Source organism: Flavobacterium sp. GQ95 (assembly GCF_059758655.1).
Map to the genome: position 1 here is coordinate 124,619 of NZ_JCAXEB010000013.1, position 23,208 is coordinate 147,826.

Genomic DNA, 23,208 nt, shown 5'->3' on the forward strand with positions numbered 1-23,208 from the left:
TCAGAATAACTTCAGGATAAAACCTGAAACATGAAACTTTAAACAAAAAAATATGTTCCCATTACAAAGAGGCAGAAGACTACGAGTAAATGAATCTATCCGTAGTTTAGTTCGCGAAACAACATTAAGTCCAAGTGATTTTATGTTTCCAATGTTTATTGCAGAAGGCGAAAATTATAAAGTTGAAATTCCATCAATGCCGGGAATTTTCCGTCGTTCGATCGACTTAACAGTAGAAGAAGTAAAGGAGATTTTTGCTTTAGGAATTCGCGCTGTCAACATTTATGTAAAAGTAGACGAATCATTAAAAGACAATACTGGAAAAGAAGCCTGGAATCCAAACGGATTAATGCAAAATGCTATTAAAGCCATTAAAGCTGCTTGTCCTGAAATGGTTGTAATGCCGGATGTGGCCCTTGATCCCTACTCTATTTATGGTCATGACGGAATTATCGAAAATGGCGATGTTTCCAATGATGTCACCAACGACGCATTGGTAAAAATGGCCGTTTCGCACGCACAAGCCGGAGCTGATTTTGTAGCGCCAAGTGATATGATGGACGGACGTATTTTGCGTTTACGCCAGGGATTGGATGCAGCAGGATTTCATAATGTGGGAATTATGAGTTATTCGGCTAAATATGCTTCTGCATTTTACGGGCCGTTTCGTGATGCTTTGGACAGTGCGCCGAGAGAAGCTGATGTAGTTGTTCCGAAAGACAAAAAAACATACCAGATGGATTATGCCAACCGTATCGAAGCGATCAGAGAAACCCTTATGGATGTTGAAGAAGGTGCTGATATGGTAATGGTAAAACCAGGAATTGCTTATCTTGATATTGTACGAGAAGTAAAAAATGCCGTAAATGTTCCGGTAACTGTTTTTCACGTTTCAGGAGAATATGCTATGATTAAGGCTGCTGCCGAAAGAGGCTGGCTGGATAATGATAAAATCATGATGGAGCAACTGTATTGCATTAAGCGTGCGGGAGCCAGTATTATCTCGACTTATTTCGCTAAAGAGGCGGCAATACTATTAAATAAGAAGTAAAAAAATGAAAAAAGCATTATTCTTATCTGCCGTTTTAGCTTTCGCATCCTGTAAAAAAGAAACAACTGAAAATCCTGATACAACCGCAACAGAAACCTATTCAGAAGGCGAATCGGCGGAAGCCAAAACACCGGAAGCTTTAGGAAAAGACATTTTTGAAGGAAGAGGAAATTGTGTTTCCTGTCATCAGGTAGATCAAAAAATTATTGGCCCAAGTATTCAGGAAATCGGAAAAATGTATAAAGACAAAAAAGGTAATATTGTTACTTTCCTAAAAGGAAATGCAGATCCAATTGTTGATCCTAGTCAGTTCTCTGTTATGAAAACTAATTTTCCGGTAACTCAGGCAATGTCTGATGAAGAATTAAAAGCAATTGAAGCTTATATTTACAGCAATACAAAATAAGCTCTTAAATATATCTTTTTCAATTTCCTGCTGACACACTGTTGTCGTACTGTGATCGTAAATTTGAAATCAAACAAAATAATTTAACTAAAAATGGATATTCAAAAATTTAGTATTATTGGGATTTCAGTGCGAACGACTAATGAAAATGGTCAGTCTGGACAAGATATTCCTGCACTTTGGAACAAATTTATGACGGAAGGGATTGCTGAAAAAATTCCGAATAAAATTGATAATGCTCTTTATTGTGTTTATACCGACTACGAAAAAGATCACACAAAACCTTACACAACCATTTTAGGATGTCTGGTGAGCTCTTTAGATTTTATTCCGGAAGGAATGACCGGGAAAACTATTGAAAAAGCAACTTATGAAAAGTTTACTGCAAAAGGAAATCTTCATGAAAACATTGTTTTTAATGAATGGATGAAGATTTGGAATTCAGATCTGGACAGAAGTTTTACCGCAGATTTTGAAATTTACGGAGAGAAAGCACAGAATCCTGAAAATGCCGAAGTCGATATTTTTATCGCAGTCAAATAGATAAAACAAAAACGGCGCTAATTTTAGCGCCGTTTTTTTATGCTTGTCAATATTACCAGATTTTAACTCTTTTTGCTGGTTCTACGTACATTTTGTCTCCTGCCTTAATTCCGAAAGCTTGGTAGAAAGTATCCAAATTCTGAATTGGCACTACCGCTCTGTACATTCCCGGAGAGTGCGGATCTGTTTTAACCTGACTTTTTATTGCCTCATCTCTTGATTTAGTTCTCCAAACTGTAGCCCATGAAATAAAGAAACGTTGTTCTGGCGTAAATCCGTCAATTAAACCCGGATTTCCATTTGCTTTCAAATACAACTGCAAACCATCGTAAGCCGCATTTGTACCTCCTAAGTCACCAATGTTTTCTCCTAAAGTAAATTTACCATCTACGTGAATTCCCGGCAATGGCTCTAAAGCACTGTATTGAGCAGCAAGTTCACCTCCAAGAGTTGTAAATTGTTTTAAATCATCAGCAGTCCACCAGTCAACAAGATTTCCGTCTGCATTGTAACGTGCGCCTGAGTCATCAAAACCATGAGAGATTTCGTGACCGATAACAGCTCCGATTCCACCATAATTTACAGCTTCGTCAGCCTGATAATTGTAGAAAGGTGGTTGTAAAATCGCTGCAGGGAAAACAATCTCGTTATAAGATGGATTGAAATAAGCGTTTACCGTTTGTGGTGACATTCCCCACTCTGTTTTATCAACTGGCTTGCCTAATTTAGCAAGATTTTCAGCATAAGACCATTTTGATAAATTTTTCATGTTATCAAAATAAGTTCCGCCTTCGCTAACGTTTTTAAGTTCTAAAGCGGAATAATCTTTCCATTTATCAGGATATCCAATTTTAACCGTTAATTTGTTTAATTTTTCAATAGCTTTTGTCTTAGTTTCAGCTGACATCCAAGGCAAAGCATTGATTCTGTTTCTGTACGCCTGCATTACATTTGCAATCATGTTTTTAGCTTTATCTTTAGCTTCGGCAGGAAATAATTTCTCTACGTACAGTTTTCCTAAAGCTTCACCAGTTGCACCGTTGATTACCTGCAAAGCAACTTCCTCACGAGGACGTTGTTTTAAAGCTCCTGTTAATGTTTTTCCGTAGAAATCAAAATTTGCATTTTCTATTTCTGTTGTCAACGTTGATGCCGCTCTGTTTAGTAAAGACCATTTTAGGTATTCTTTCCATGCTTCTATTTTCTTTTCAGTAAAAGTTTTTTCTAAAGCGATCATGTAACGAGGCTGAGCAACATTCACAGTATCTAATTTTGTCATTCCGATTCCGGTGAAATATTTATCCCATTGAATAGAAGGTGTATTTTTTTTCAAATCAGCAACCGCAGTTGGATTGTATTGTTTTCTACGATCTCTGCGTTCAACACGATCTAATCTTGGTGCAGACATTTCAACCTCTAAAGCCAGAATTTGTTTTGCACTTTCTTTTGCTTTTGCAGGAGATTCTCCAATATACTGAAGCATTCTAGCCACGTGAATCTCATATTTTTCACGTTTTTCTTTAGAATCTTTATCATCAGAATTGTAGTAATCCTTATCTGATAATCCTAAAGTTCCGGGACCTAAATTAACTGAATTTTTATTACTGTTTTTAGCGTCAGCTCCAACAAAAACTCCAAAGAAACCAGCACCACCCTGAGATTGCATTTCAGTAAGATAATTTTGTAAATCGGCTACATTTTTAATAGCGTCGATTTTCTTCAAATAAGGCTGAAGTGGTGTAACACCTCTTTTATTTCTTCCAACGGTGTCCATGATCGTATTAAATAAAGCAATTGCCTTACCCTGATCTGTATTTGATTTATACTTCGGATCTTTTGAAGCTTCTTTTAAGATCACTAATGAATTTTCGTCTGTTTTCTGACGTAGTTCATTAAAACTTCCCCATGAATTTCTATCACTTGGGATTTCAGTTTTTTCTAACCAGGTTCCGTTTACATAACGAAAAAAGTCGTCACCCGGACTAACTTTAGTATCCATATTGGCAATATTGATACCCGGTTCTTTTGGTTTTGCATTTTGAGACTGAACTGCAGTGAAAGTTAACATTGCAGAAACTACACAAAACATAGGTTTAGTAAGCTGTTTAATCATTTTTCTTTATTGTTTTAGTATATATACAAACATATTGTTATTATTTTGATTATTATGTTAAAATTTACCAATAATATTGACCTGAGGATTTACATTCAATTTCCGAATGGATTTAAACGAAAAGTTTCATGAATATTATGTCCGGTTTTTCGGAATATTTGAAATTGTTTTTGGAATATTTGTCAAAAGAAAAAATATAAAAGTGAGAGCAAAAATTCAGAATGCCTTTTCAGGAAAAATTGAAGCAATAGGATTTCCAATTTTGGCTTTATGCTGGGTAAGTTTCTTTTGGGGAACGACCTGGCTGGCATCAAAAGAAGCTGTTAGACATATGCCCGGACTTCAGGTAGCAACCATCCGTCAATTTTTGGGCGGTTTGCTTTATGTTGGTTATTTTCTAATTAAAAAAGAACCCTGGCCAAAAGGAAAACAATGGAAAACAATTATTATTTTATCTATACTGAATTTTGCCTTAAGCAATGGTCTAAGTACTTGGGGCGTAAAATATATCAGTAGTGGATTAGGTGCTATTATTAGTGCTCTCTTCCCAATTTGGATTATTATTATCAATTTTTTTAATGGTGTAAAAATCGCCAGAGTAGCTTTATTCGGAATCCTGATTAGCTTCGGCGGAATCTGCATCATTTTCATGGATTACTTATCTGATTTTTTAAGGCCTGATTTTCAATTCGGAATCATTTTAATGGTCGCTTCAACTATTACCTGGGCCTTCGGAATTTTGGAAACCAAGAAAAAAGCGTCAAGTTTTAATCCGTATTTTAGTTTAGGATTGCAGATGCTGATTTCAAGTGTGTTTTTATTTGGAATTACAGAAGCTGCAGGAACCAATATTCCTTTGAGTGAAATCTCTTTAAATTCCTGGTGGGCAATTGCTTATTTAATCATTATTGGTTCGGTCTTAACCTTCATTGCTTTTATTTATACGTTACAGCATCTTCCAACGGAAATCAGCAGTATTTATGTTTATATAAATCCGATTGTAGCCATGGTTTTAGGATCTTTCATTTTTGGAGAAACACTTACACAGGCCATTGCAATTGGTGCAGCAGTAACTCTTATTGGATTGTATTTGGTTAACAAGTCTATTAGAAAGGTTAAAACTTAAAGTGTCAAATAAGTTTGCCACGAATTACACTAATTTTTACTAATTCTCTCTGCTTATGATTTCAGAGAACATATTAATTCGTGTAAATTAGTGTAATTCGTGGCAAAACTTTTTAATCTCCTGTTAAAAGCTAAGGTTCGTTAGGCTTTTAAAAACTCCTTTTCGTATTTTTGCGCCAAATTCTGTTTATGAAATCTTTACTATACAAGTACCGCAAATTCTTTATTGTTTTAATTGTATTTTCGGTAGTAACTATATCCCTATTTTATTCGGCTTTAAAGCCGCAAAAAACTTTACCCATTTACAATCCTTCTGATGTAAATCCTGAACTGGTTGACAGTACGATTCAATACAAAAGTAAATACCACACCATTGCTGATTTCTCTTTTGTAAATCAAAATGGTGACACCATTACTCAAAAAAACTACGAAGGAAAAATTTATGTAGCCGACTTTTTCTTCACGACTTGCGGATCAATTTGTCCAAAAATGTCGACAAATTTATCGGAAGTCCAAAAGGCTGTTCTTAATAATCCCAAAGTAATGTTACTTTCCCATACTGTATTTCCAGAAGTAGACAGTGTTTCCGTTTTAAAAGCTTATGCCGTAAAATACGGTGTTGTAGATAGCAAATGGAATTTGGTCACCGGAGATAAAAAAGAGATTTACACGATGGCCAGAAAATCATACTTAGCAGTGAAATTAGGTCGCCCTGACCAGTTGTACGATATGGTTCATACGGAGAATTTTGTTTTAGTGGATCAAAAACGTCGTGTTCGCGGATTTTATGATGGAACAAATAAAGAAGAAATTAAAAGACTTCTTGAGGACATCGATTTCTTATCACAAGAGTAAAATTGGCTTATTTAAGTAAATTTTGGCACAATCAAAACTGTTAAATGCCTTGAAATAAAGAATTATTACCTATTTTTGCAATCTAAATTCAATCTAAATAAGCTTGCAAAATACAATTCACACTCTGAAAAAAGGCGAAAAAGCCATTATCAAAGATTTTGATATCGATCTTATTCCTCTAAAGTTATTAGAAATGGGTTGTTTGCCGGGCAACTTAGTCGAATTACTTCAAATTGCCCCTTTTGGAGATCCTCTATATTTAGATATTAATGGCTCACATGTGGCTATTCGTGTTGAAACTGCTCGTGAAATTGAAGTTGAACTTATCAAAACCAATTTGTAATGAGCATTCAAAATATAAATGTTGCCCTTATCGGGAATCCTAACACAGGAAAAACTTCAGTTTTTAATCAGCTTACCGGTTTAAATCAGCAAGTTGGGAATTATCCCGGAATTACTGTTGAGAAAAAAATAGGGTTTTGTAAATTGCCTCACAACATCAAAGCGAATATTCTCGATTTACCGGGAACATATAGTTTGAATGCCAGTTCGATGGACGAAAGTGTTGTAATTGAACTTTTGCTGAATAAAAACGACAAATTATATCCGGATGTTGCAGTAGTGGTAACAGATGTCGAAAATCTGAAACGAAATTTACTGATTTACACCCAAATAAAAGACCTTGAAATTCCGACGATTCTAGTCATCAATATGTCTGATCGTATGGAAAGTAAAGGTATTACACTTGATATCCCTTTTTTAGAAGAAAAACTAAAAACTAAAATTGCTTTAGTGAGCTCTCGTAAAGGGCATGGAATTGAGGAACTAAAAGAACTAATCGTTTCGTACAAAACAATTCCTCACGAGCCTTGTTTGAATGCCTCAGTAATTGATGCGGAATATTTTGAAAAACTACAACATGCTTTTCCGAATCAGTTATTATACAAATTATGGCTGGTTATTACGCAAGATGTAAATTTTTTGAATTTAGAGCGAAATGAAATCCGAAATACTTTCACCAAATCGCATTCGGAACTAAAACGTTTACAGCAAAAAGAAACTATCAAAAGATATCAGTTCATTAATGATGTTTTGAAAGAAGGTTTACAAGTTGATGAATCGATGGCAAAAGACATAAGAGCCAAACTTGATCGTGTTTTAACACACAAAGTTTGGGGTTATGTAATTTTCCTTGCTATTTTATTTGTGATTTTCCAATCGATTTTTAGCTGGTCAACCATTCCAATGGACTTTATTGACAGCACCTTTGCTTCTTTAAGCAGTTGGACAGCAGCCGGACTGCCAAGTGGTATATTAACCGATTTACTTTCGCAAGGAATTATACCTGGAATTGGAGGGATTTTGATTTTCATTCCGCAAATTGCCTTTTTGTTTCTGTTTATTTCCATTTTGGAAGAAAGCGGATACATGAGCCGGGTGGTGTTTTTGATGGATAAAATCATGCGAAAGTTCGGGCTTTCCGGAAAAAGTGTAGTGCCTTTAATTTCAGGAACTGCCTGTGCTATTCCGGCAATTATGGCAACCCGAAATATCGAAAACTGGAAAGAGCGTTTAATCACGATTTTGGTAACACCGTTTACAACTTGTTCTGCAAGACTTCCGGTTTATACCATTATTATTTCTTTGGTTATTCCCGACCAACGCGTTCTGGGAATTCTAAACCTTCAGGGATTATCATTGATGTTCCTTTATTTATTGGGATTTGGCACAGCAATTCTATCTGCACTAATTTTAAATAAAATACTGAAATTCAATACCAAAACGTATTTTGTAGTTGAAATGCCAAGCTATAAAATGCCGCTTTTAAAGAATGTTGGAATCAACGTAGTCGAGAAAACAAAAGCATTTGTTGTTGGTGCGGGTAAAATTATACTGGCGATATCTGTTATTTTATGGTTTTTAGCTTCTTTTGGCCCCGGAAGAGATTTTAATGAAGCAGAAACCATCGTAAAAGAAAGATTTGCCAATACAACTTTAAATGAAGTTCAGTTTGAAAACGAAGTGGCTTCTCAAAAATTAGAGAATTCCTATATTGGAATTATGGGTAAAGCCATCGAACCGGCAATCGCGCCTTTAGGATACGACTGGAAAATCGGAATTGCGATTATCAGTTCGTTTGCCGCACGTGAAGTGTTTGTTGGAACTTTAGCTACGATTTACAGTGTTGGAGACAGTGATAACGAAGCAACAATTAAAAGCAAAATGCAAAAAGAAGTAAATCCGGTAACGGGTGAGAAGATTTTTAATTTTGCTTCTGGAATTTCGCTATTGCTATTTTATGCTTTTGCAATGCAATGCGCCAGTACATTGGCGATTACCAAAAAAGAAACCAATTCCTGGAAATGGCCAGCTATGCAATTATTCTTAATGAGCGGTTTAGCCTATTTTGTTGCACTTTTAGCCTATCAACTTTTAAAATAAACGGCCATGATACAAGAAATTATTGCCTTTGGAATATTACTTATTGCGGTCGCCTTTTTGATCAAAAAATTCTTTTGTAAATCTAAAAAGAAAAAGGATTGCGGTGATGGGAATTGTGGGTGTTCGTAGAGGAAGGTTCAAAGTTGCAAAGGCTCAAAGGGACAAAGGTTTTGGAAAGTAATTTCACAGAGATACACAGAGTAAAAAAGCACAGAGCTTCACAGAGATTTAAAATTTCTTTGTGAAGCTTTGTGTTTTCTTGGCGTTTCTTTGCGGAATAATACTTTATAACTGAGTCCTCGAAACTGAAAACTGAGACTGAGACTGAAAACTATTTCACTCCCTCCCACTCCGCATAAAACTGCGCTAAAAAGATTTCCATAAATTTATGTCTTTCGGCAGCAATTTGTTTTCCGGTCTCCGTATTCATTTTATCTTTTAAGAGCAAAAGCTTTTCGTAGAAATGATTTATCGTTGGGGCATTGTTCTTTTTGTATTCTTCCTTGCTCATGTTTGTTATAGGCGCAATTTCGGGGTCATATAAGGCACGATTTTTAAATCCGCCATAATTGAACGCCCTTGCTACTCCAATTGCCCCTATCGCGTCTAAACGATCCGCATCCTGAACGATATCTAATTCTATAGACGAGAAGCTCTTTTCAAAATTTCCGCCTTTATAAGAGATGTTTTCGATGATGTTTACTACATGCTGAATAATTTCTTCTGAAACATTTTCAGATTCCAGAAATAATCTGGCTGTTTTTGGTCCGATGGTTTCATCTCCGTTATGAAATTTACTGTCGGCAATGTCATGAAGCAAAGCACCTAATTGTACCACAACCAAATCACAATCTGTATCTTTTGCAATTAAAAGCGCATTTTTATAAACACGTTCAATATGAAACCAATCGTGTCCGCCTTCGGCATCGTTTAATTTTTCTTTTACGAACGCAATTGTTTTATTTATTAATTCTGGATTATTCATAGTTTCTGTGTTGAGAATGGAACGCGGATGACACGGATTTAAGCGGATTGCCGCTGATCATTTCTTTTATAAATAAAAATGTTGATTGCTTAAGTTTATAAAACCTCAGCAATCAACAATATTTTCAATATCAATATGAATTGCAAAAATCAATTTTAAAACCGTTAATAAACAATCTAAAATCTGCAATCTAAAATTTTTTAAAGTCTCGCTGGTTCAACCCATTTAAAAATGTGAGATTCCTGTGGAATTACTAATCTTTCAGAGATTCTTGCCATACGAGCTGGTAATTTCATTAAGTAATCACGGGCTTTTTCTGCTTCGTCTGTTAAACCAGACATTTTATCAATTTCCCACTTATCCATTAATTTCTGCATGATATCTACATAATCGTTGGCAGTGTAAACACCGATACGCTGTGCAGAATCAGAAAATTGTTCGAAAGCAGAACTGATTTTTTGACCAGATTCTCTTAAGAAGTGAGCCGGCATCACGATTTTTTGTTTCATCATGTATTGAAACGCTAACATCATTTCGCTAGGATCAACTGCAAAAATTCTGGTAACAAATTCGCTATAGGCATGGTGATGACGCATTTCGTCACCCGCAATCATTTTACACATTTTAGACAACTTGTTATCACCAAATTTCTTAGCCATTTGAGCTACTCTGTTGTGCGATACATATGTTGCTAATTCCTGGAAACTAGTATATACAAAGTTTTTGTACGGGTCAGATCCAGTTCCGATATCAAAACCGTCGTTGATTAAATGCTGTGTTGTCATTTCGATTTCACGCATGTTAACACGACCAGACAAATACAAGTATTTATTTAGCAAATCACCGTGGCGGTTTTCTTCTCCGGTCCATTGACGGATCCATTTAGACCAACCGTTTCCACCGTTTTCTATCTGATTTATTCCTTCGACATCCATTAACCAGGATTCGTATGTAGGCAAAGCTTCTTCAGTGATAGTGTCACCTACTAAAGTTACCCAGAAATCATATGGTAATTCTTTGGCAATTTCGCGTAATTCTCTAACCTCCTCAAAGAAATTATCTCCTTCAGAATTAGGCAGAAAATCTGACGGCTGCCAAATTTTTTCTACTGGAATTAAATACTGTTCTACGAAGCTATCCACGTTTTTTTCCAAAAACTGCATTACTTCTAATCTAATGTTTTTTATAGACATTACTTATTTAAGATTGCGATTTCTGTTTCAGTTTTATTTCTGAAAAACAAAAATCTATTTATACTCGTTTACTCCTTCTACAACTGCCTTTTCTGTCAATTTCATTAACTCGGCAAAATCATAATCTTTTACTGCCATGGCTTTATGCGCGGTAAAGGTAAGGTGATTTCCTAAACCAACCGGGAAAAACCCATATTTTACCATTTTCCATGAATTGTTTATGCTCACAGGTACAACATACGCCGATGGCGCATATTTGCAAAGGATTTTTAAACCGCTTTGAGCAAATTCTTTAGGTTTTCCTGTTTTACTTCTTGTACCTTCAGGAAAAATTACAGCAGATCTTTTGTTTTTTTCGATATATTCAGACAAGCCCTTGATTACCGGAATTGCCTGTTTTGGGTCTTTACGGTCAATTAGTACCGAACCTCCATGGCGTAAATTATAAGATACACTCGGGATTCCACTACCTAACTCCTTCTTACTTACAAATTTACAATGAAAACGTCTAAAGTACCAAATCATTGCGACGATATCGTACATACTTTGGTGATTTGACACAAAAATCAAAGGAACTCCCGTGGGAATTGTCTCTCTATTTTTAATAGTATATGTAGTTCCCACAAGATATGTGCATCTTAAAAGAAAGAAATTCAAATAATCAACGCTAATTTTATGAGCCTGATAGCCAAAAACATTTAGGCAAATCCATTGTATCGGATGAAAAATCACCAAACACAATCCAAAACATAAATAGTAAATTACGGATATGGGATACGAAATTATCTTTTGCATGCTTAAAAAAATTAATTGCCAAAAGTAATAAATAAATTTTTAGCGGTATAAAAATTAAAAACAATAACCGTTTTTATGGTTTAATTGTACCTTTGCCTATAAAATTGCAAATTTTTTCTGAATTAAATGAATTTTACTTACCCTAAAAATGAACGCTTAAAGAGCAAAACGACAATTGGTTTACTGTTTTCTGAAGGAAAATCGGTTTCTAAATATCCATTGCGTTTGGTTTACCGTCAAGCAGAAGCTGATTCAGAAGAAAAAATTAAAATTGGTGTTTCGGTTTCGAAGAAGTATTTCAAGAGAGCCGTTGATAGAAATTACTTCAAACGCGTTCTTAGAGAAACCTATCGATTGAACAAACATTTGCTTTGGGATACTGTGGAACAGCCTTATTCTATTATGTTTTTCTATCAGACCAAAGACAAATTATCTTACGAAGAAATTAATACCAAAACAATTCAGTTGTTTGAGAAATTTCTGCAACAAATAAACAAAACGACAGATTCTGAAACTAAAACAGAAATCTAAATCTCAAAAAACAACTTTGTTTATCAAATTAGAGAAAAAATTATAAAAAAATTGTAGTTTTAGCTCTAAATTGGAACTTTATGAGATATATTTTCTGTTTTCTATTTGTGGGACTAATTTTTTCTAACTGTGCAAAAAACAGTGAAGAAAGTGTAAATAATCACGTGTCAGCAATTACAATGGTAAAATTGCCTGAAAGAGCCGAATCGATATCAGGAACAGATATAAATATTCCTCAAAAAATTATCAAAAATGCTTCTCTTCGATTTGAAACCGATGATTTAGAAAAAACTTTTAATCAACTACAAATTGCTATAAAAGAAAATAAGGGAAGTGTTCAAAACGATTTTCAGGAAAAGAGTCATGACAAGATCAGCAGAAATATAACCGTTCGTGTTCCTAGTCAGAACTTTGATTCTTTTTTAGAGGCTATATCAAGAGGAGTTTCTTATTTTGATGAGAAAAATATCTCTTCTCAAAATGTTACAGAAGAATTCATTGACCTAAATTCAAGACTAAATACAAAACGAAAACTTGAAGCGCGTTACTTAGAAATATTACAAAAAGCCAATAAAATAAGTGAAATTCTCGAAATTGAAAAACAAATTTCAGCTATTCGCGAAGAAATTGAAGCCAAAGAAGGGCGTTTGAAATATCTGGAAAATAGAGTTTCAGAAAGTACCGTTACGATTGATTTTTACAAAACAATAGCTCAAAAAGAAGGAATTAAAATTTCGTACGGATCAAAAATCTGGACCGCCATTAAAAGTGGATTTTTTAGTTTGTCAGATTTCCTGATTTCTATCATTAGTATTTGGCCATTTATTATCCTATTCGTTGTTCTGGCTTATTTTATCAGAAAACGATTTAAAAGAAAAAAAGCATAAATCATGTATCCTTATCTCAAAAAGAAGTTCGTTATACCAGCCGTTGCCGCAGGATTTTTATTTATTGGAACCAGTTTCAAAGATGATTTCTTTGAGATTGCCAAGCAAATCGAAATCTTTACGACTTTATTTAAAGCGGTTAACACCAATTATGTCGACGAAACGAATCCAGGTGATTTGATGGACAAAGCCATTAAAAGCATGTTGGGAAGTTTAGATCCGTACACGGTTTATTTTAACGAACAAGATGTTGTCAACTTCAAAATCAACAATACCGGAGAATATACCGGAATTGGCGCTTTAATTTCAAGAAAGAAAGATCGTTTAATCGTTCGCGAGCCTTATAAAAACTATCCTGCTGATAAAGCCGGATTAAAAGCAGGTGATGAAATTATTCAGATTGGTGATGTTTTGATTGCCGATTTTAAAGATGATGCTTCGCAATTACTGAAAGGAACAAAAAATACCAAAATCCAAATCAAATACCTGCGTCAGGGAAAAACCCTTACAACCGAATTGATTTTGAATGAAGTTGATATTAAGTCGGTTCCGTTTTATGGAAAAATTGATGAGAAAACAGGTTATATTGTTTTGGCCCATTTTAGCCGAAAAGCTGCTGCAGAAGTAAAAGAAGCTTTGGAAAAACTGAAAGCTGACGGAGCAACGCAAATTGTTCTGGATTTAAGAGGAAACCCTGGAGGTTTGTTGAATGAGGCAATTGATATCTGTAATTTATTTGTTCCGAAGAATGAGGTTATCGTAACAACAAAATCTAGAATTGAAAAACACAATAACACCTATAAAACGACCAAGGAACCAGTCGACACTCAAATTCCGTTAGCTATTCTAGTAAATGGAAGAAGTGCTTCAGCTTCTGAAATTGTTTCCGGAGCTTTACAGGATTTAGATCGCGCTGTAATTTTAGGAAGCCGTAGTTTTGGTAAAGGTTTAGTACAGCGTTCTGTCGATTTAACTTACGGAACTCAATTGAAAGTTACGATTTCACGTTATTATACTCCATCTGGACGTTGTATTCAGGCGTTAGATTATTCGCATAAAGACAAAAATGGCTTCGCTCAAAAAACCGATGCTAAAAATTTCAATGCTTTTAAAACCCGTAAAGGCAGAACCGTTTATGATGGCGGAGGTGTCTTGCCTGATATTGAATTAGACGAAACCAAAATGAGTCCAATTACGACTGCCTTATTGAAAAACGACGGAATCTTTGATTATGCCACAACTTATTACTATAAAAATCCAAATTTAGGAGATAAAATTCCGGTTGTCAGCGATGGCGATTATGCCAGCTTTAAACAATATTTAAAAGCCAACAAAATCAGCTTTGATACTGAAACCGAAGTGGCGTTGAGAAATACTTTGGCAGCAGCCAAAACCGAAAAAATAGACGAGACCATTGCGCCTGAATATCAGCAATTATTGGCAGCACTTGAAAAAAGCGAAACTACCTTATTGGATAAAAATCAAAAAGAAATCAGAGGTTTAATTCAGGAAGAGCTTATCAAAAGGTACCAATATCAGGAAGGTTTATATCAATTTTATATTAAAAACAATTCAGAAATTAAAAAAGCGGTCAACGTCTTAAATAATCAAACTGAGTACAAAACGATTCTAAAGATTTAAAAAAGAATGAAAATTTGTTTAGCCCTATTTCTGTTTATTATTTACAATTTATCGGCACAGCAAAAACCCATTGAAACCATTTATTTTGAGTTTGACAAATACGATCTTACTCCTAACCAAACCGAAGTTGTAACTAATTTTATTAAAAGTATTGACACCACAAAAGTAGAATCAATACAAATTTACGGCTACTGCGATGATCGCGGTAACGACGACTATAATTTTAAATTATCAAATAACCGTGCCAATACGATTCAGAACTTATTAGTTTCTACTGGCTTCAATCAAAGCAAAATAGTTATTTTAGAAGGAAAAGGACGTGTTGTTTTAAGACCAGACACTGTCGAGAATCTTCATGAAACGCGGTCCAAAAATCGACGGGTTGATTTGATTGTTGTAAAGCGGAATAGTTTTGGAAAAGGGATTAAAACTTCTTTCAAAAACAATTTAAAAGTTGGCGACAAAATCTATCTTGACAATATTTTGTTTGATATTGGAAGCGCCAAACTCACTTCATCTTCTAAAAAAGAGCTTGACAAAATAGCCGAAACACTAAAAGAAAAGAAAAGTCTTCAGTTTGAAATTAGAGGCCACGTTTGCTGCACTCCTGAAATTTACAACGACGGAATTGACAAAGACACAAAAGAAAGAAGACTTTCCTGGAACCGTGCCAAAACCGTTTTCAACTACCTCTCTACTAAAAAAATCTCCAAGAACAGAATGACTTATCAGGGTTGCGGAAATAAATATCCTCTAGGAAGAGGCGATAATTTAGATCGACGCGTGGAGTTTTTGATTACTAAAATTTAAATTATTTAAAAGTTGGCATTGGAGGTTTATTTGAAACTGTATTGTCAGATTCCAGGATTTCTTTTCCATCCAGAAATTTATTTATTACGGTGTCATTTATTGTATACGGCTTTCCAATCCATCTTACAATTCCTTTATCGTCAATCAAAACGGTCTTGGGCAAGGCATATGTACCTTGTGCATCTTCAACCACAAAATCATTAAGAGCCTGTTTTGTCTGGTCACTTACTACAATTGAATTAAACTTAACTCTCTCTAATGTTTTCTTCGTTTTCTCAGGAGATTCATCCGTTATAGACACAAAAAACAACTCTTTTCTGTCTTTAAATCTTTCCTGCATTTTGTTAAGATTTGGCACCTCTTCTAAACAAGTTGTACACCATGTCGCCCAAAACTCCAATAAAATATACTTTTTTTCTATGCTTTTCTCTTCTGGAGCATTCTGAAGATAATCAGTAATATTTAGCTTTGGTGCTTTTTCACCTACTTTTAATTTATTTTGACTAAAAGCCTGATTGGATAAAATTAAAACGAAAATAAACAAAAGAACTTTTTTCATGAGCTATTTTTTCTTCTAAAATAAACAAAATTGTAATTCAAAAATGATTAAATCAAAAAGCTCTTACTTCAAAAAAAAGGTAATAAGGGTCTCAATACTTATGATATCAAATAAAAAATGATTTTCAAATATGTTTTTGATGGGTTTTTGAAGGAAATAAGATTTCATGTTTGTTTACTCTTGATGGCAGCTAAATACTCTTTGCCATTTCAAGTACCACATCCTTCCTTACCTTTCTGAATTCCTTTAATTGCTGGACGAATTTCAATATCAACTTTAATATAAAACTGTTATTGTAATCGTAAAATTACAAAAAACAAAAACCGTTGACTTTTATATGAAAGTGAAACTTCAATTTTAAATTCAATTCTTCTTTACTTATTTTCAAAAAACACCTTCAAAATAAAGTAAATCGCGAATAAAGTTTTTGATTATGGAGATTTAAATAAATTTCTCAAATAAGAAAGGATTATTAAAGTTAAGCTTTAAACTAAGTTGGTATTTTTCTCTTTTAGAGCTTATTATAAAAATAATAATTTGCAATAATATTTATTGCAACATTGTATCTTTAATGTTTTTAGATGAATTATTCTCCAAGAATCATTTCAATATGCGGAATATCGTCTTCTAAATACATTTCGCTCGTTTGCACAAAACCATGACTTTCGTAAAATTTCTTCAAATACAATTGTGCACCTATTGTAATTTTATTTTTTCCGAAATTTGATTTTATTCCTGCGATGGCTTCACGCATTAAATCGTGTCCCCATTTTTTATCGCGATAATTAGCATCAACAACCACTCTTCCTATTGAGGCATTATCAAAACTAATTCCGGCGTCGAATAAACGCGAATAAGCTACAATTTTACCGTCGTATTCTCCAATTAAGTGTAATGCTTTCTTGTCTTTACCATCAAGATCTAAATAAACACAATTTTGCTCTACTACAAAGATCTCACTTCTCACTTTGAGTAAATCATATAACTCATGAACCGTTAATGCCTCAAACGGCTTTATTTTCCATTTTAATTCCATTCTGTTTTTTTGTTTGTAGTTTTGGGTTTATTGTTGTTGTTAATCTGCAAAATTACATCAAATATTATCAAATAGAAATCCCGATCACAAATTGCAATCGGGATTTCCAGAGTATTTAAGCTGTCTTAATTCTAAGAGAAAGATTTATTTCCTTGTCATCGTGATTTCCATGCTTTTATATTCTTCTCCTTTTTTTGTGTCATACATTTCCATCTTGCGTGTATTGGCATCAATAAAAGTATAAACTTCTCTATAAGGTGTTTTTTTGCCATTCAGCGGACTCACCATCTCTCCTTTTAAATTCATGCTTTTACTGGCTTCATCATATTTCCCGATGGCAACCATCATACCGGTACCCATATTATCAATAAAAGTTGTGGTGAATTCTTTGCTTGCATTATTGTAAGCCAGCGTACTTTTACCTTCAAATGGCTGTCCCATCATGGTTCCGTTATAAATCGCTTCCTGATAGCGGCCTCCAAGTATCATCTTAATATTTGCTGTTGAAGTAGCTTTACTTGGCTTTCCGTTAGGTTCTTCCCAAAAAGTCATATCGCAATTCCATGTTCCTGTTTCATCTGTCATCATTTTATGAGCATTTCCAGGTGTTGCATAGGCTACCCATAATTTCATTTGCGTTGCAGAATCTAAAGGTGTTTCTGCAATTGGTTCTTCTGTTTTAACGCTATCCGTAACTGTAACGGCTTCCGTTTCTGTTTTTACTTCTTTTTTACAAGAAACAAAACACAGCACTAACATTGATAATCCTAAATAAAAACTTTTCATAATCAACTGATTTAATGTTTGTTAAAGCAAAAGTATGAAAAATAATCAAACTATTTTTTGTCAATTTTCACCGATTTTATAATCGCTTCCAACTCCACCATTAAATCTCTTTCCTGATTGGATGGGGAATAACAAAAGCCTTCAATAACTAAAATACGTTTGTTCGCTTCGTCAATAATAGCGTAATTGATAAATGGCCCCGTCATGAAATCGTTTTTAAGTTCCCAGGTTCCTTTGGTTTCAAAAGTCTTTTTTCCATCTAAAGAAATAGTGGAGAAATACGGCGCATAGGCTTCGCCTGTAATCATCTGTGTATTGGGTTCACGGCCTTTGATGTAGAGTCCGATTGAGTCTCGCATTTTGACAATATTCCCAACAATGTCTGAACTTTTAGTCAGTTGTTTAATGGGAACCTGATAAATAAGAAGACTTGTATTACCGCTGATAATCTCTTTTTTCAGCCAAATAAAATTCTTTTTATGCAACATATATTCATAGCCTACAGGGATTTGCAGATCAATATGAAATTTGTTTTTAAGAACGGCTGGATTTAAAAGCGCTTTACTGTTGTCTTGTTGAATTTTTTCAATTTCGGCATCGCGAATGAGTTTAATAATTTGCGATCCGTTCATTTCGATACTACAAATAATATCATCAACAGATTTTCCGTATATGCGAAAAGTATTATGAGGTAGTGCTTTGCTTCGGATAATTTCGAATTTATCTGTAGCGGCTTTTTTCACTACAATAATACTTCGGCTATCGGTTACAAAACCTTCTAGTAATCTGGCGGGATATTGATTGATGGTAAAAAGTGGTTCCTCCTGGGTAAGGCCCCAAACTGGTGATGCGAATTTATTTCGAATACTATCACCCACTTCTCCATACCACAACTGATCATCAATAATGACTGAAATGGTATTGGGTTTACCCGAAACAGGTTCAGGCTGTTTTTCGGTTTTTAGACACGAAAACAACAGAAAAGGGATTAGTACCAATAAAAAATGGGTTTTATTCATTTTCTTAATTTATGAAATAAAACCCAAATTTAGGTAAGATTTTTTATTATCCGTTTATTTTGAGCTTCATTCCCGGTTTTAGATCTTCGTTTTTAATGCCATTCCATTTTTTAATATCCGAAATTGTAACTCCAGGGTATTTTTTTGAAATGCTATATAACGAATCACCTTTTTTAACGTAATAATCTTCACTCATGCTTTTAGCAGAAGCTGTTTTCTTTTTGAAAGAATCGATTGAAGCATTTGAAGCAATAGCCGTATTAACTGAAGCTGTCTCTTCAATCGCAGGAATTTCTTTAGAAATCACTAAAGTTTTCCCTAAACCGATATTGTTTGATGTTAGATTATTAAGCTCTTTTAGATCAGCAATAGTCGTACCTAATTTTTTAGCAATACTTCCTAAATTGTCTCCGGCAGCAACCACGTATTCTTGTGATTGACCAGTCCCTTTTTCTTTATCATCAACAACAGCAATAGCTTCTTCTGACTTTTTATCTATTGTTGGAATTGCTTTAGGTTCTTTTGAAATCTTAACCGGATCAATATCAGATTTAATTTTCAATGTTCTTCCAAGTGCAACCGAATTTGATTTCAGGTTATTCCATTTCTTTAAATCACTGATATTGACATCATATTTTTCAGCAATAGCTCCCAAATTATCTCCTTTTTGAACCTTATACAGTTTAACATCTGAATAAATTGTTTTGTCTAATTGTGCTTTTGCCTTAGGAGTAACTCTTAAAGCTAAACGACTTGACATTGTTTTATTTTCTGATTGATGTCTAACGTATGCATAAATCTTATCTTCGTTTGAAACGAAAGTTGCTATTTTATCTTTTGGCAAACGAATAAAATGATTTTCGCCCTGATAAAAAGGAACAACGTTTAATTTATAAGAAGGATTTAAAAGCTGAATCTGAGATTGTGGCATGTCTAACAAATCGGCAATTTGCTTGAATGACATTTCACTTTTGACATTAACTGTATCCGTTTCAAAGTTTTTAACTACAGCTCTTTCAGGGTTAATTCCGTGTTCTTTATGGTATTCAAAAAGATACATTGTCGCATAAAATGCCGGAACATAACCTTGTGTTTCTTTTGGAAGATTATTACGGATATCCCAATATTTTGTTTGACCTCCAGAACGACGAATTGCTTTGGTAACATTTCCCGGACCTGAATTATATGAAGCCAAAACAAGCTCCCAGTCACCAAAAATAGTATACATTTTAGAAAAATAATCTGAAGCAGCAGCAGTCGCTTTTAATGGATCACTGCGTTCATCGATGTAAGAATCGATTTTAAGTGCGTATTGTTTTCCGGTTCCGTACATAAATTGCCAGAGACCCGTGGCGCCCATTCTAGAAACTGCTTTAGGATTTAAAGCAGATTCTACAATAGCTAAATATTTAATTTCTAAAGGAATATTTTGTTTGGCAAAAGTTTCCTCAAAAATTGGGAAATAATATTCTGACAAAGCCATTAATCGGGAAATCGATTTTTTACGGTTCTTAAGAAATGACTTTATTATGTTTTCTAATCCCTGATTGTATTCAATATTAAAAGGAGATTTCTCATTCATTGCCTGTAAGCGCTGTTTTAAAAGCTCTGTTGGCAATTCGGCATTAACATCCTGATCTGTATTTACGGTCTGAATATCTTTTGAAAAATCATTGTAGATATCCAAACTCAGACATTCGTTCATCCAAAGACTGTCTACTTTTGTAGCCACTTCATCTTTTTTGAAAGAACTCTTTACAGAATCTAAGTACGACAGCTTTACTTCTGGTTTAATATCCAGCGAAGTTGTTGCAGTTTCCTGCGCAAACATCGTTATCGAAAAAAGAGCTGTAACCGCTAAGGAGATTTTCTTTATAATCATATAACATTTTTTTAAAATCCTATAATTCAAACAATTATAGCAATCGTATTTTTGCAAACTTAAATAGATTACCAATGAAAAATATGCAAAAAAATGTTAATTGTGATTTTTTAGTCTAAAATCGCAGCGATTCCAGGTAAAATTTTTCCTTCTAACATTTCAAGCATTGCTCCACCACCAGTAGAAACGTAGCTCATTTTGTCTTCAAAACCGAACTGTTTTACAGCGGCAACTGAATCACCACCACCTACTAATGAAAAAGCACCATTTTGCGTAGCTTCCGCAATATAATCGCCTAAAGCGATAGTTCCTTTTGAAAATGTTTCCATTTCAAAAACACCTAAAGGACCGTTCCATAAAATAGTTTTAGACTCTAAAATTACTTTTTTGAAATTTTCCAATGATTTAGGACCTGCATCAAGACCTTGCCATCCATCAGGAATTTCTTTTACATCTACCACTTTTGTATTTGCTGTATTTGAAAAATCATCAGCAGCAATAACATCAACCGGAATATGAATCTGAACTCCTTTTTCTTTAGCTAATCTTAAAATTTCAAGTGCTAATTCCTGTTTATCATCTTCGCAAATAGAATTACCAATTTTACCACCTAGTGCTTTCACGAAAGTAAAAGTCATTCCACCACCGATGATCATGTGATCTACTTTGTCTAAGATATTTTCGATAACCGTGATTTTTGAAGATACTTTAGAACCTCCAAGAACAGCAGTAACGGGTTTCTCGCTATTTTTAAGTACTTTATTTAAACTCTCGATTTCTTTTGCCAATAATGTTCCGAAACATTTTTCAGTTGGGAAAAATTGTGCGATAATCGTTGTTGAAGCGTGCGCTCTGTGAGCCGTTCCGAAAGCATCATTTACATAGATATCTCCAAGAGACGCCAATTCTTTTGCGAAAGCAACATCTCCAGCTTCTTCTTCGGCATGAAAACGTAGATTTTCAAGCAATAAAACTTCACCCGGTTTTAAAGCTGCAGCAGCAGTCTTAGCTGGTTCTCCAATACAATCAGTAGCAAACTTAACTTCAACTCCTAAAATTTCAGAAGCTGTTTTTAAAATATGTTTTAATGAATATTTTTCTTCAGCACCTTTTGGTCTTCCTAAATGCGACATTAAAATAACACTTCCGCCCTGAGCAAGAATAGTGTCAATTGTTGGTTTTGCAGCTTCGATACGAGTTGCATCTGTTACATTAAAGTTTTCATCCAGTGGCACATTAAAGTCAACACGGATAATTGCTTTTTTATTTTTAAAATCGAAATCGTTTAAAGTTTTCATTTGATAATTTTTTAATTTTTTGAAAGAAAAACAAATATAGAACTTTTAGAGTAGTATTAAATTTGAAATATGTAAAAATAACCTATCTATAACAACGAAAACGATGTAAATTATGAAAAAAAACAAATTTATATTTAAAAAAGTTAAAAATGGTTGCTTATACCATTATGAAAGTTAAACGTACTGCAGTAAAAATTTGCTTTTTAAATTAAAAATGAAAATCCAGACTGCAGTACTTTCAACTATGTAATTATTTAGTCGTGAACAGGACTTTGTGTACAAGGACAGTTACTGATAGATTGTAAGAAATCGAATCCGATAGTAATTACGTGTGTACCGGTATTGTAGTTTCCAAGATCATTGAACATTACCTGATAAGAATATCCAAAGTAGAATTTAGACTTCATAAAACCAGCCATTGGCCCTACAGATAATGGTTTTGGAAATTGATCGTTTAGCATACGATACGAAACTCCAATCCAATAATAATCTTCATAACGATTGTAACGTCTGTACTTGAAGTTAAAATCGGTAGTAGAACGTTTATCACTTGCGAAATACTGATAGAAAACTGATGGTTCATATTCTATACGACTGTTTTCCCCATCTTTAAAAACATATCCTGTATATACCTGATAGTTTGAAAGTAAATTTGGCTCAACACCTCTGTATTTATTTGTGTTTTTCTTTAAAACGTTATTCGCGTTAAAACTCAAATAGAAACTCTTGTTACGATACAAGGCACTAATATCAAAGTTATTATTACCTGTATAACGATTATCTGTAACAGACGGATCTAAAATAGGATGCTCAATTGTGTTATTGAATTCATCAATATCAATTCTGAAACTGTTGAAGTTATACGAAAGTCCGAAAGACAAGTATTGTTTAGAATAATAATCCAAAATGATATGATGTGCAAAAGATACTTTCGCACCTGTTTGTCTTGTATAACCATTCTTATCATTATAAAGTGATATTCCGACCCCGGAACGATCCAGGACTCTAAAATCAGCATAAAGCGATTGATTTTCGGGAGCATCTTTGATTCCGACCCATTGTGTAAGACCGTTGGCACGAATTCTAAGGTTGTCTCCAATACCCGCATAGGCAGGCGAAAGCACGAAAGGGTTGTCAGCTAAATACTGGGTAAACACTGGTAGGTTTAACTCTTGGCTGTAACTTGTTGTTACAGCCATGAGTACTAAGGATAAAAATAATTTTTTCATTGTAATAATTTTTTTAGACAAC

Annotated in this window: 23 protein-coding genes; 12 read left to right on the forward strand and 11 right to left on the reverse strand. The window is 34.2% G+C overall.

Translation table 11 applies throughout. The annotated features are described in order from the left end of the window. Positions 1–52: 52 nt before the first annotated feature. The 3 genes from hemB to AC6CH4_RS21580 all read left to right on the forward strand — a co-directional run bounded on the left by hemB (position 53) and on the right by AC6CH4_RS21580 (position 2,000). Positions 53–1,051, forward strand: a complete 999-nt coding sequence (gene hemB / locus AC6CH4_RS21570; RefSeq protein ID WP_498106643.1) for a porphobilinogen synthase — start codon at positions 53–55, stop codon at positions 1,049–1,051. 4 nt (positions 1,052–1,055) lie between these two features. After that, the gene (locus tag AC6CH4_RS21575; protein ID WP_498106645.1) at positions 1,056–1,457 is read left to right on the forward strand and encodes a c-type cytochrome; all 402 of its coding nucleotides are present in this window, start codon (positions 1,056–1,058) and stop codon (positions 1,455–1,457) included. A 93-nt stretch (positions 1,458–1,550) separates the two neighbouring features. Further along, the gene (locus tag AC6CH4_RS21580) at positions 1,551–2,000 is read left to right on the forward strand and encodes a GyrI-like domain-containing protein (RefSeq protein WP_498106647.1); all 450 of its coding nucleotides are present in this window, start codon (positions 1,551–1,553) and stop codon (positions 1,998–2,000) included. A gap of 52 nt (positions 2,001–2,052) precedes the next feature. Here AC6CH4_RS21580 and AC6CH4_RS21585 read toward each other — a convergent pair whose 3' ends face one another. Then, positions 2,053–4,113, reverse strand: coding sequence for a M13 family metallopeptidase (locus AC6CH4_RS21585; RefSeq protein ID WP_498106649.1), 2,061 nt, complete (start codon positions 4,111–4,113; stop codon positions 2,053–2,055). A gap of 202 nt (positions 4,114–4,315) precedes the next feature. Between AC6CH4_RS21585 and AC6CH4_RS21590 the strand changes: the two genes are divergently transcribed. The 5 genes from AC6CH4_RS21590 (at position 4,316) to AC6CH4_RS21610 (ending at position 8,664) form a co-directional block, all read left to right on the forward strand. Beyond that, entirely contained in the window at positions 4,316–5,239 is a 924-nt protein-coding gene (locus AC6CH4_RS21590) for a DMT family transporter (protein WP_498106651.1), read from the forward strand. 188 nt (positions 5,240–5,427) lie between these two features. Then, positions 5,428–6,093, forward strand: coding sequence for an SCO family protein (locus AC6CH4_RS21595; RefSeq protein ID WP_498106653.1), 666 nt, complete (start codon positions 5,428–5,430; stop codon positions 6,091–6,093). A gap of 103 nt (positions 6,094–6,196) precedes the next feature. After that, entirely contained in the window at positions 6,197–6,436 is a 240-nt protein-coding gene (locus AC6CH4_RS21600; protein WP_017495803.1) for a FeoA family protein, read from the forward strand. Next, on the forward strand, positions 6,436–8,535 hold the full coding sequence (feoB, locus tag AC6CH4_RS21605) for a ferrous iron transport protein B (RefSeq protein ID WP_498106655.1): 2,100 nt from the start codon (positions 6,436–6,438) through the stop codon (positions 8,533–8,535). Before AC6CH4_RS21600 ends, feoB begins: the two co-directional genes overlap by 1 nt. 6 nt (positions 8,536–8,541) lie before the next feature. Then, positions 8,542–8,664, forward strand: coding sequence for a FeoB-associated Cys-rich membrane protein (locus AC6CH4_RS21610; protein WP_498106657.1), 123 nt, complete (start codon positions 8,542–8,544; stop codon positions 8,662–8,664). Positions 8,665–8,866: 202 nt separating this feature from the next. Here AC6CH4_RS21610 and AC6CH4_RS21615 read toward each other — a convergent pair whose 3' ends face one another. From AC6CH4_RS21615 to AC6CH4_RS21625, 3 genes are all read right to left on the reverse strand, one after another. After that, positions 8,867–9,520 carry an HD domain-containing protein gene (locus AC6CH4_RS21615; RefSeq protein ID WP_498106659.1) on the reverse strand — a complete coding sequence of 218 codons (654 nt, stop codon included), beginning with the start codon at positions 9,518–9,520 and terminating at the stop codon, positions 8,867–8,869. Positions 9,521–9,720: 200 nt separating this feature from the next. Beyond that, complete coding sequence (locus AC6CH4_RS21620) at positions 9,721–10,713, reverse strand: acyl-ACP desaturase (RefSeq protein ID WP_498106661.1); 993 nt, start codon at positions 10,711–10,713, stop codon at positions 9,721–9,723. Positions 10,714–10,767: 54 nt separating this feature from the next. Beyond that, complete coding sequence (locus tag AC6CH4_RS21625) at positions 10,768–11,508, reverse strand: lysophospholipid acyltransferase family protein (protein ID WP_498106663.1); 741 nt, start codon at positions 11,506–11,508, stop codon at positions 10,768–10,770. A 126-nt stretch (positions 11,509–11,634) separates the two neighbouring features. On the opposite strand from AC6CH4_RS21625, the gene rnpA reads away from it, so the two are divergent. The 4 genes from rnpA to AC6CH4_RS21645 all read left to right on the forward strand — a co-directional run bounded on the left by rnpA (position 11,635) and on the right by AC6CH4_RS21645 (position 15,377). Continuing rightward, the gene (gene rnpA, locus AC6CH4_RS21630; RefSeq protein ID WP_498106665.1) at positions 11,635–12,039 is read left to right on the forward strand and encodes a ribonuclease P protein component; all 405 of its coding nucleotides are present in this window, start codon (positions 11,635–11,637) and stop codon (positions 12,037–12,039) included. A gap of 80 nt (positions 12,040–12,119) precedes the next feature. Next, on the forward strand, positions 12,120–12,926 hold the full coding sequence (locus AC6CH4_RS21635) for a DUF4349 domain-containing protein (RefSeq protein ID WP_498106667.1): 807 nt from the start codon (positions 12,120–12,122) through the stop codon (positions 12,924–12,926). 3 nt (positions 12,927–12,929) lie between these two features. Continuing rightward, positions 12,930–14,567 carry a S41 family peptidase gene (locus tag AC6CH4_RS21640; protein ID WP_498106669.1) on the forward strand — a complete coding sequence of 546 codons (1,638 nt, stop codon included), beginning with the start codon at positions 12,930–12,932 and terminating at the stop codon, positions 14,565–14,567. A 6-nt stretch (positions 14,568–14,573) separates the two neighbouring features. After that, positions 14,574–15,377, forward strand: coding sequence for an OmpA family protein (locus AC6CH4_RS21645; protein WP_498106671.1), 804 nt, complete (start codon positions 14,574–14,576; stop codon positions 15,375–15,377). 1 nt (position 15,378) lies between these two features. On the opposite strand, the gene AC6CH4_RS21650 is transcribed toward AC6CH4_RS21645, so the two are convergent. The 7 genes from AC6CH4_RS21650 to AC6CH4_RS21680 form a co-directional block, all read right to left on the reverse strand. After that, the gene (locus tag AC6CH4_RS21650) at positions 15,379–15,936 is read right to left on the reverse strand and encodes a TlpA family protein disulfide reductase (RefSeq protein ID WP_498106673.1); all 558 of its coding nucleotides are present in this window, start codon (positions 15,934–15,936) and stop codon (positions 15,379–15,381) included. A 586-nt stretch (positions 15,937–16,522) separates the two neighbouring features. Beyond that, complete coding sequence (locus AC6CH4_RS21655) at positions 16,523–16,972, reverse strand: GNAT family N-acetyltransferase (RefSeq protein ID WP_498106675.1); 450 nt, start codon at positions 16,970–16,972, stop codon at positions 16,523–16,525. A gap of 144 nt (positions 16,973–17,116) precedes the next feature. Next, a complete protein-coding gene (locus tag AC6CH4_RS21660) occupies positions 17,117–17,758 on the reverse strand; it encodes a DUF1579 domain-containing protein (protein ID WP_498106677.1) in 642 nt (213 codons plus the stop codon). 50 nt (positions 17,759–17,808) lie between these two features. Beyond that, entirely contained in the window at positions 17,809–18,777 is a 969-nt protein-coding gene (locus AC6CH4_RS21665; protein ID WP_498106679.1) for a DUF4837 family protein, read from the reverse strand. A 46-nt stretch (positions 18,778–18,823) separates the two neighbouring features. Beyond that, the gene (locus tag AC6CH4_RS21670) at positions 18,824–20,659 is read right to left on the reverse strand and encodes a lytic transglycosylase domain-containing protein (protein WP_498106681.1); all 1,836 of its coding nucleotides are present in this window, start codon (positions 20,657–20,659) and stop codon (positions 18,824–18,826) included. 110 nt (positions 20,660–20,769) lie between these two features. Further along, positions 20,770–21,957, reverse strand: coding sequence for a phosphoglycerate kinase (locus tag AC6CH4_RS21675; protein WP_498106683.1), 1,188 nt, complete (start codon positions 21,955–21,957; stop codon positions 20,770–20,772). A gap of 254 nt (positions 21,958–22,211) precedes the next feature. Next, positions 22,212–23,186: a PorP/SprF family type IX secretion system membrane protein gene (locus AC6CH4_RS21680; RefSeq protein ID WP_498106685.1), complete on the reverse strand. Its 975-nt coding sequence runs from the start codon at positions 23,184–23,186 to the stop codon at positions 22,212–22,214. Positions 23,187–23,208: the final 22 nt, after the last annotated feature.

Excerpts from the sequence above, each read along its gene's own strand:
- hemB (WP_498106643.1), top strand. The coding sequence starts at position 53 with ATGTTCCCATTACAAAGAGGCAGAAGACTACGAGTAAATGAATCTATC.
- AC6CH4_RS21575 (WP_498106645.1), top strand. The coding sequence starts at position 1,056 with ATGAAAAAAGCATTATTCTTATCTGCCGTTTTAGCTTTCGCATCCTGT.
- AC6CH4_RS21580 (WP_498106647.1), top strand. The coding sequence starts at position 1,551 with ATGGATATTCAAAAATTTAGTATTATTGGGATTTCAGTGCGAACGACT.
- AC6CH4_RS21585 (WP_498106649.1), bottom strand. The coding sequence starts at position 4,113 with ATGATTAAACAGCTTACTAAACCTATGTTTTGTGTAGTTTCTGCAATG.
- AC6CH4_RS21595 (WP_498106653.1), top strand. The coding sequence starts at position 5,428 with ATGAAATCTTTACTATACAAGTACCGCAAATTCTTTATTGTTTTAATT.
- feoB (WP_498106655.1), top strand. The coding sequence starts at position 6,436 with ATGAGCATTCAAAATATAAATGTTGCCCTTATCGGGAATCCTAACACA.
- AC6CH4_RS21610 (WP_498106657.1), top strand. The coding sequence starts at position 8,542 with ATGATACAAGAAATTATTGCCTTTGGAATATTACTTATTGCGGTCGCC.
- AC6CH4_RS21615 (WP_498106659.1), bottom strand. The coding sequence starts at position 9,520 with ATGAATAATCCAGAATTAATAAATAAAACAATTGCGTTCGTAAAAGAA.
- AC6CH4_RS21620 (WP_498106661.1), bottom strand. The coding sequence starts at position 10,713 with ATGTCTATAAAAAACATTAGATTAGAAGTAATGCAGTTTTTGGAAAAA.
- AC6CH4_RS21625 (WP_498106663.1), bottom strand. The coding sequence starts at position 11,508 with ATGCAAAAGATAATTTCGTATCCCATATCCGTAATTTACTATTTATGT.
- rnpA (WP_498106665.1), top strand. The coding sequence starts at position 11,635 with ATGAATTTTACTTACCCTAAAAATGAACGCTTAAAGAGCAAAACGACA.
- AC6CH4_RS21635 (WP_498106667.1), top strand. The coding sequence starts at position 12,120 with ATGAGATATATTTTCTGTTTTCTATTTGTGGGACTAATTTTTTCTAAC.
- AC6CH4_RS21640 (WP_498106669.1), top strand. The coding sequence starts at position 12,930 with ATGTATCCTTATCTCAAAAAGAAGTTCGTTATACCAGCCGTTGCCGCA.
- AC6CH4_RS21645 (WP_498106671.1), top strand. The coding sequence starts at position 14,574 with ATGAAAATTTGTTTAGCCCTATTTCTGTTTATTATTTACAATTTATCG.
- AC6CH4_RS21650 (WP_498106673.1), bottom strand. The coding sequence starts at position 15,936 with ATGAAAAAAGTTCTTTTGTTTATTTTCGTTTTAATTTTATCCAATCAG.
- AC6CH4_RS21655 (WP_498106675.1), bottom strand. The coding sequence starts at position 16,972 with ATGGAATTAAAATGGAAAATAAAGCCGTTTGAGGCATTAACGGTTCAT.
- AC6CH4_RS21660 (WP_498106677.1), bottom strand. The coding sequence starts at position 17,758 with ATGAAAAGTTTTTATTTAGGATTATCAATGTTAGTGCTGTGTTTTGTT.
- AC6CH4_RS21665 (WP_498106679.1), bottom strand. The coding sequence starts at position 18,777 with ATGAATAAAACCCATTTTTTATTGGTACTAATCCCTTTTCTGTTGTTT.
- AC6CH4_RS21670 (WP_498106681.1), bottom strand. The coding sequence starts at position 20,659 with ATGATTATAAAGAAAATCTCCTTAGCGGTTACAGCTCTTTTTTCGATA.
- AC6CH4_RS21675 (WP_498106683.1), bottom strand. The coding sequence starts at position 21,957 with ATGAAAACTTTAAACGATTTCGATTTTAAAAATAAAAAAGCAATTATC.
- AC6CH4_RS21680 (WP_498106685.1), bottom strand. The coding sequence starts at position 23,186 with ATGAAAAAATTATTTTTATCCTTAGTACTCATGGCTGTAACAACAAGT.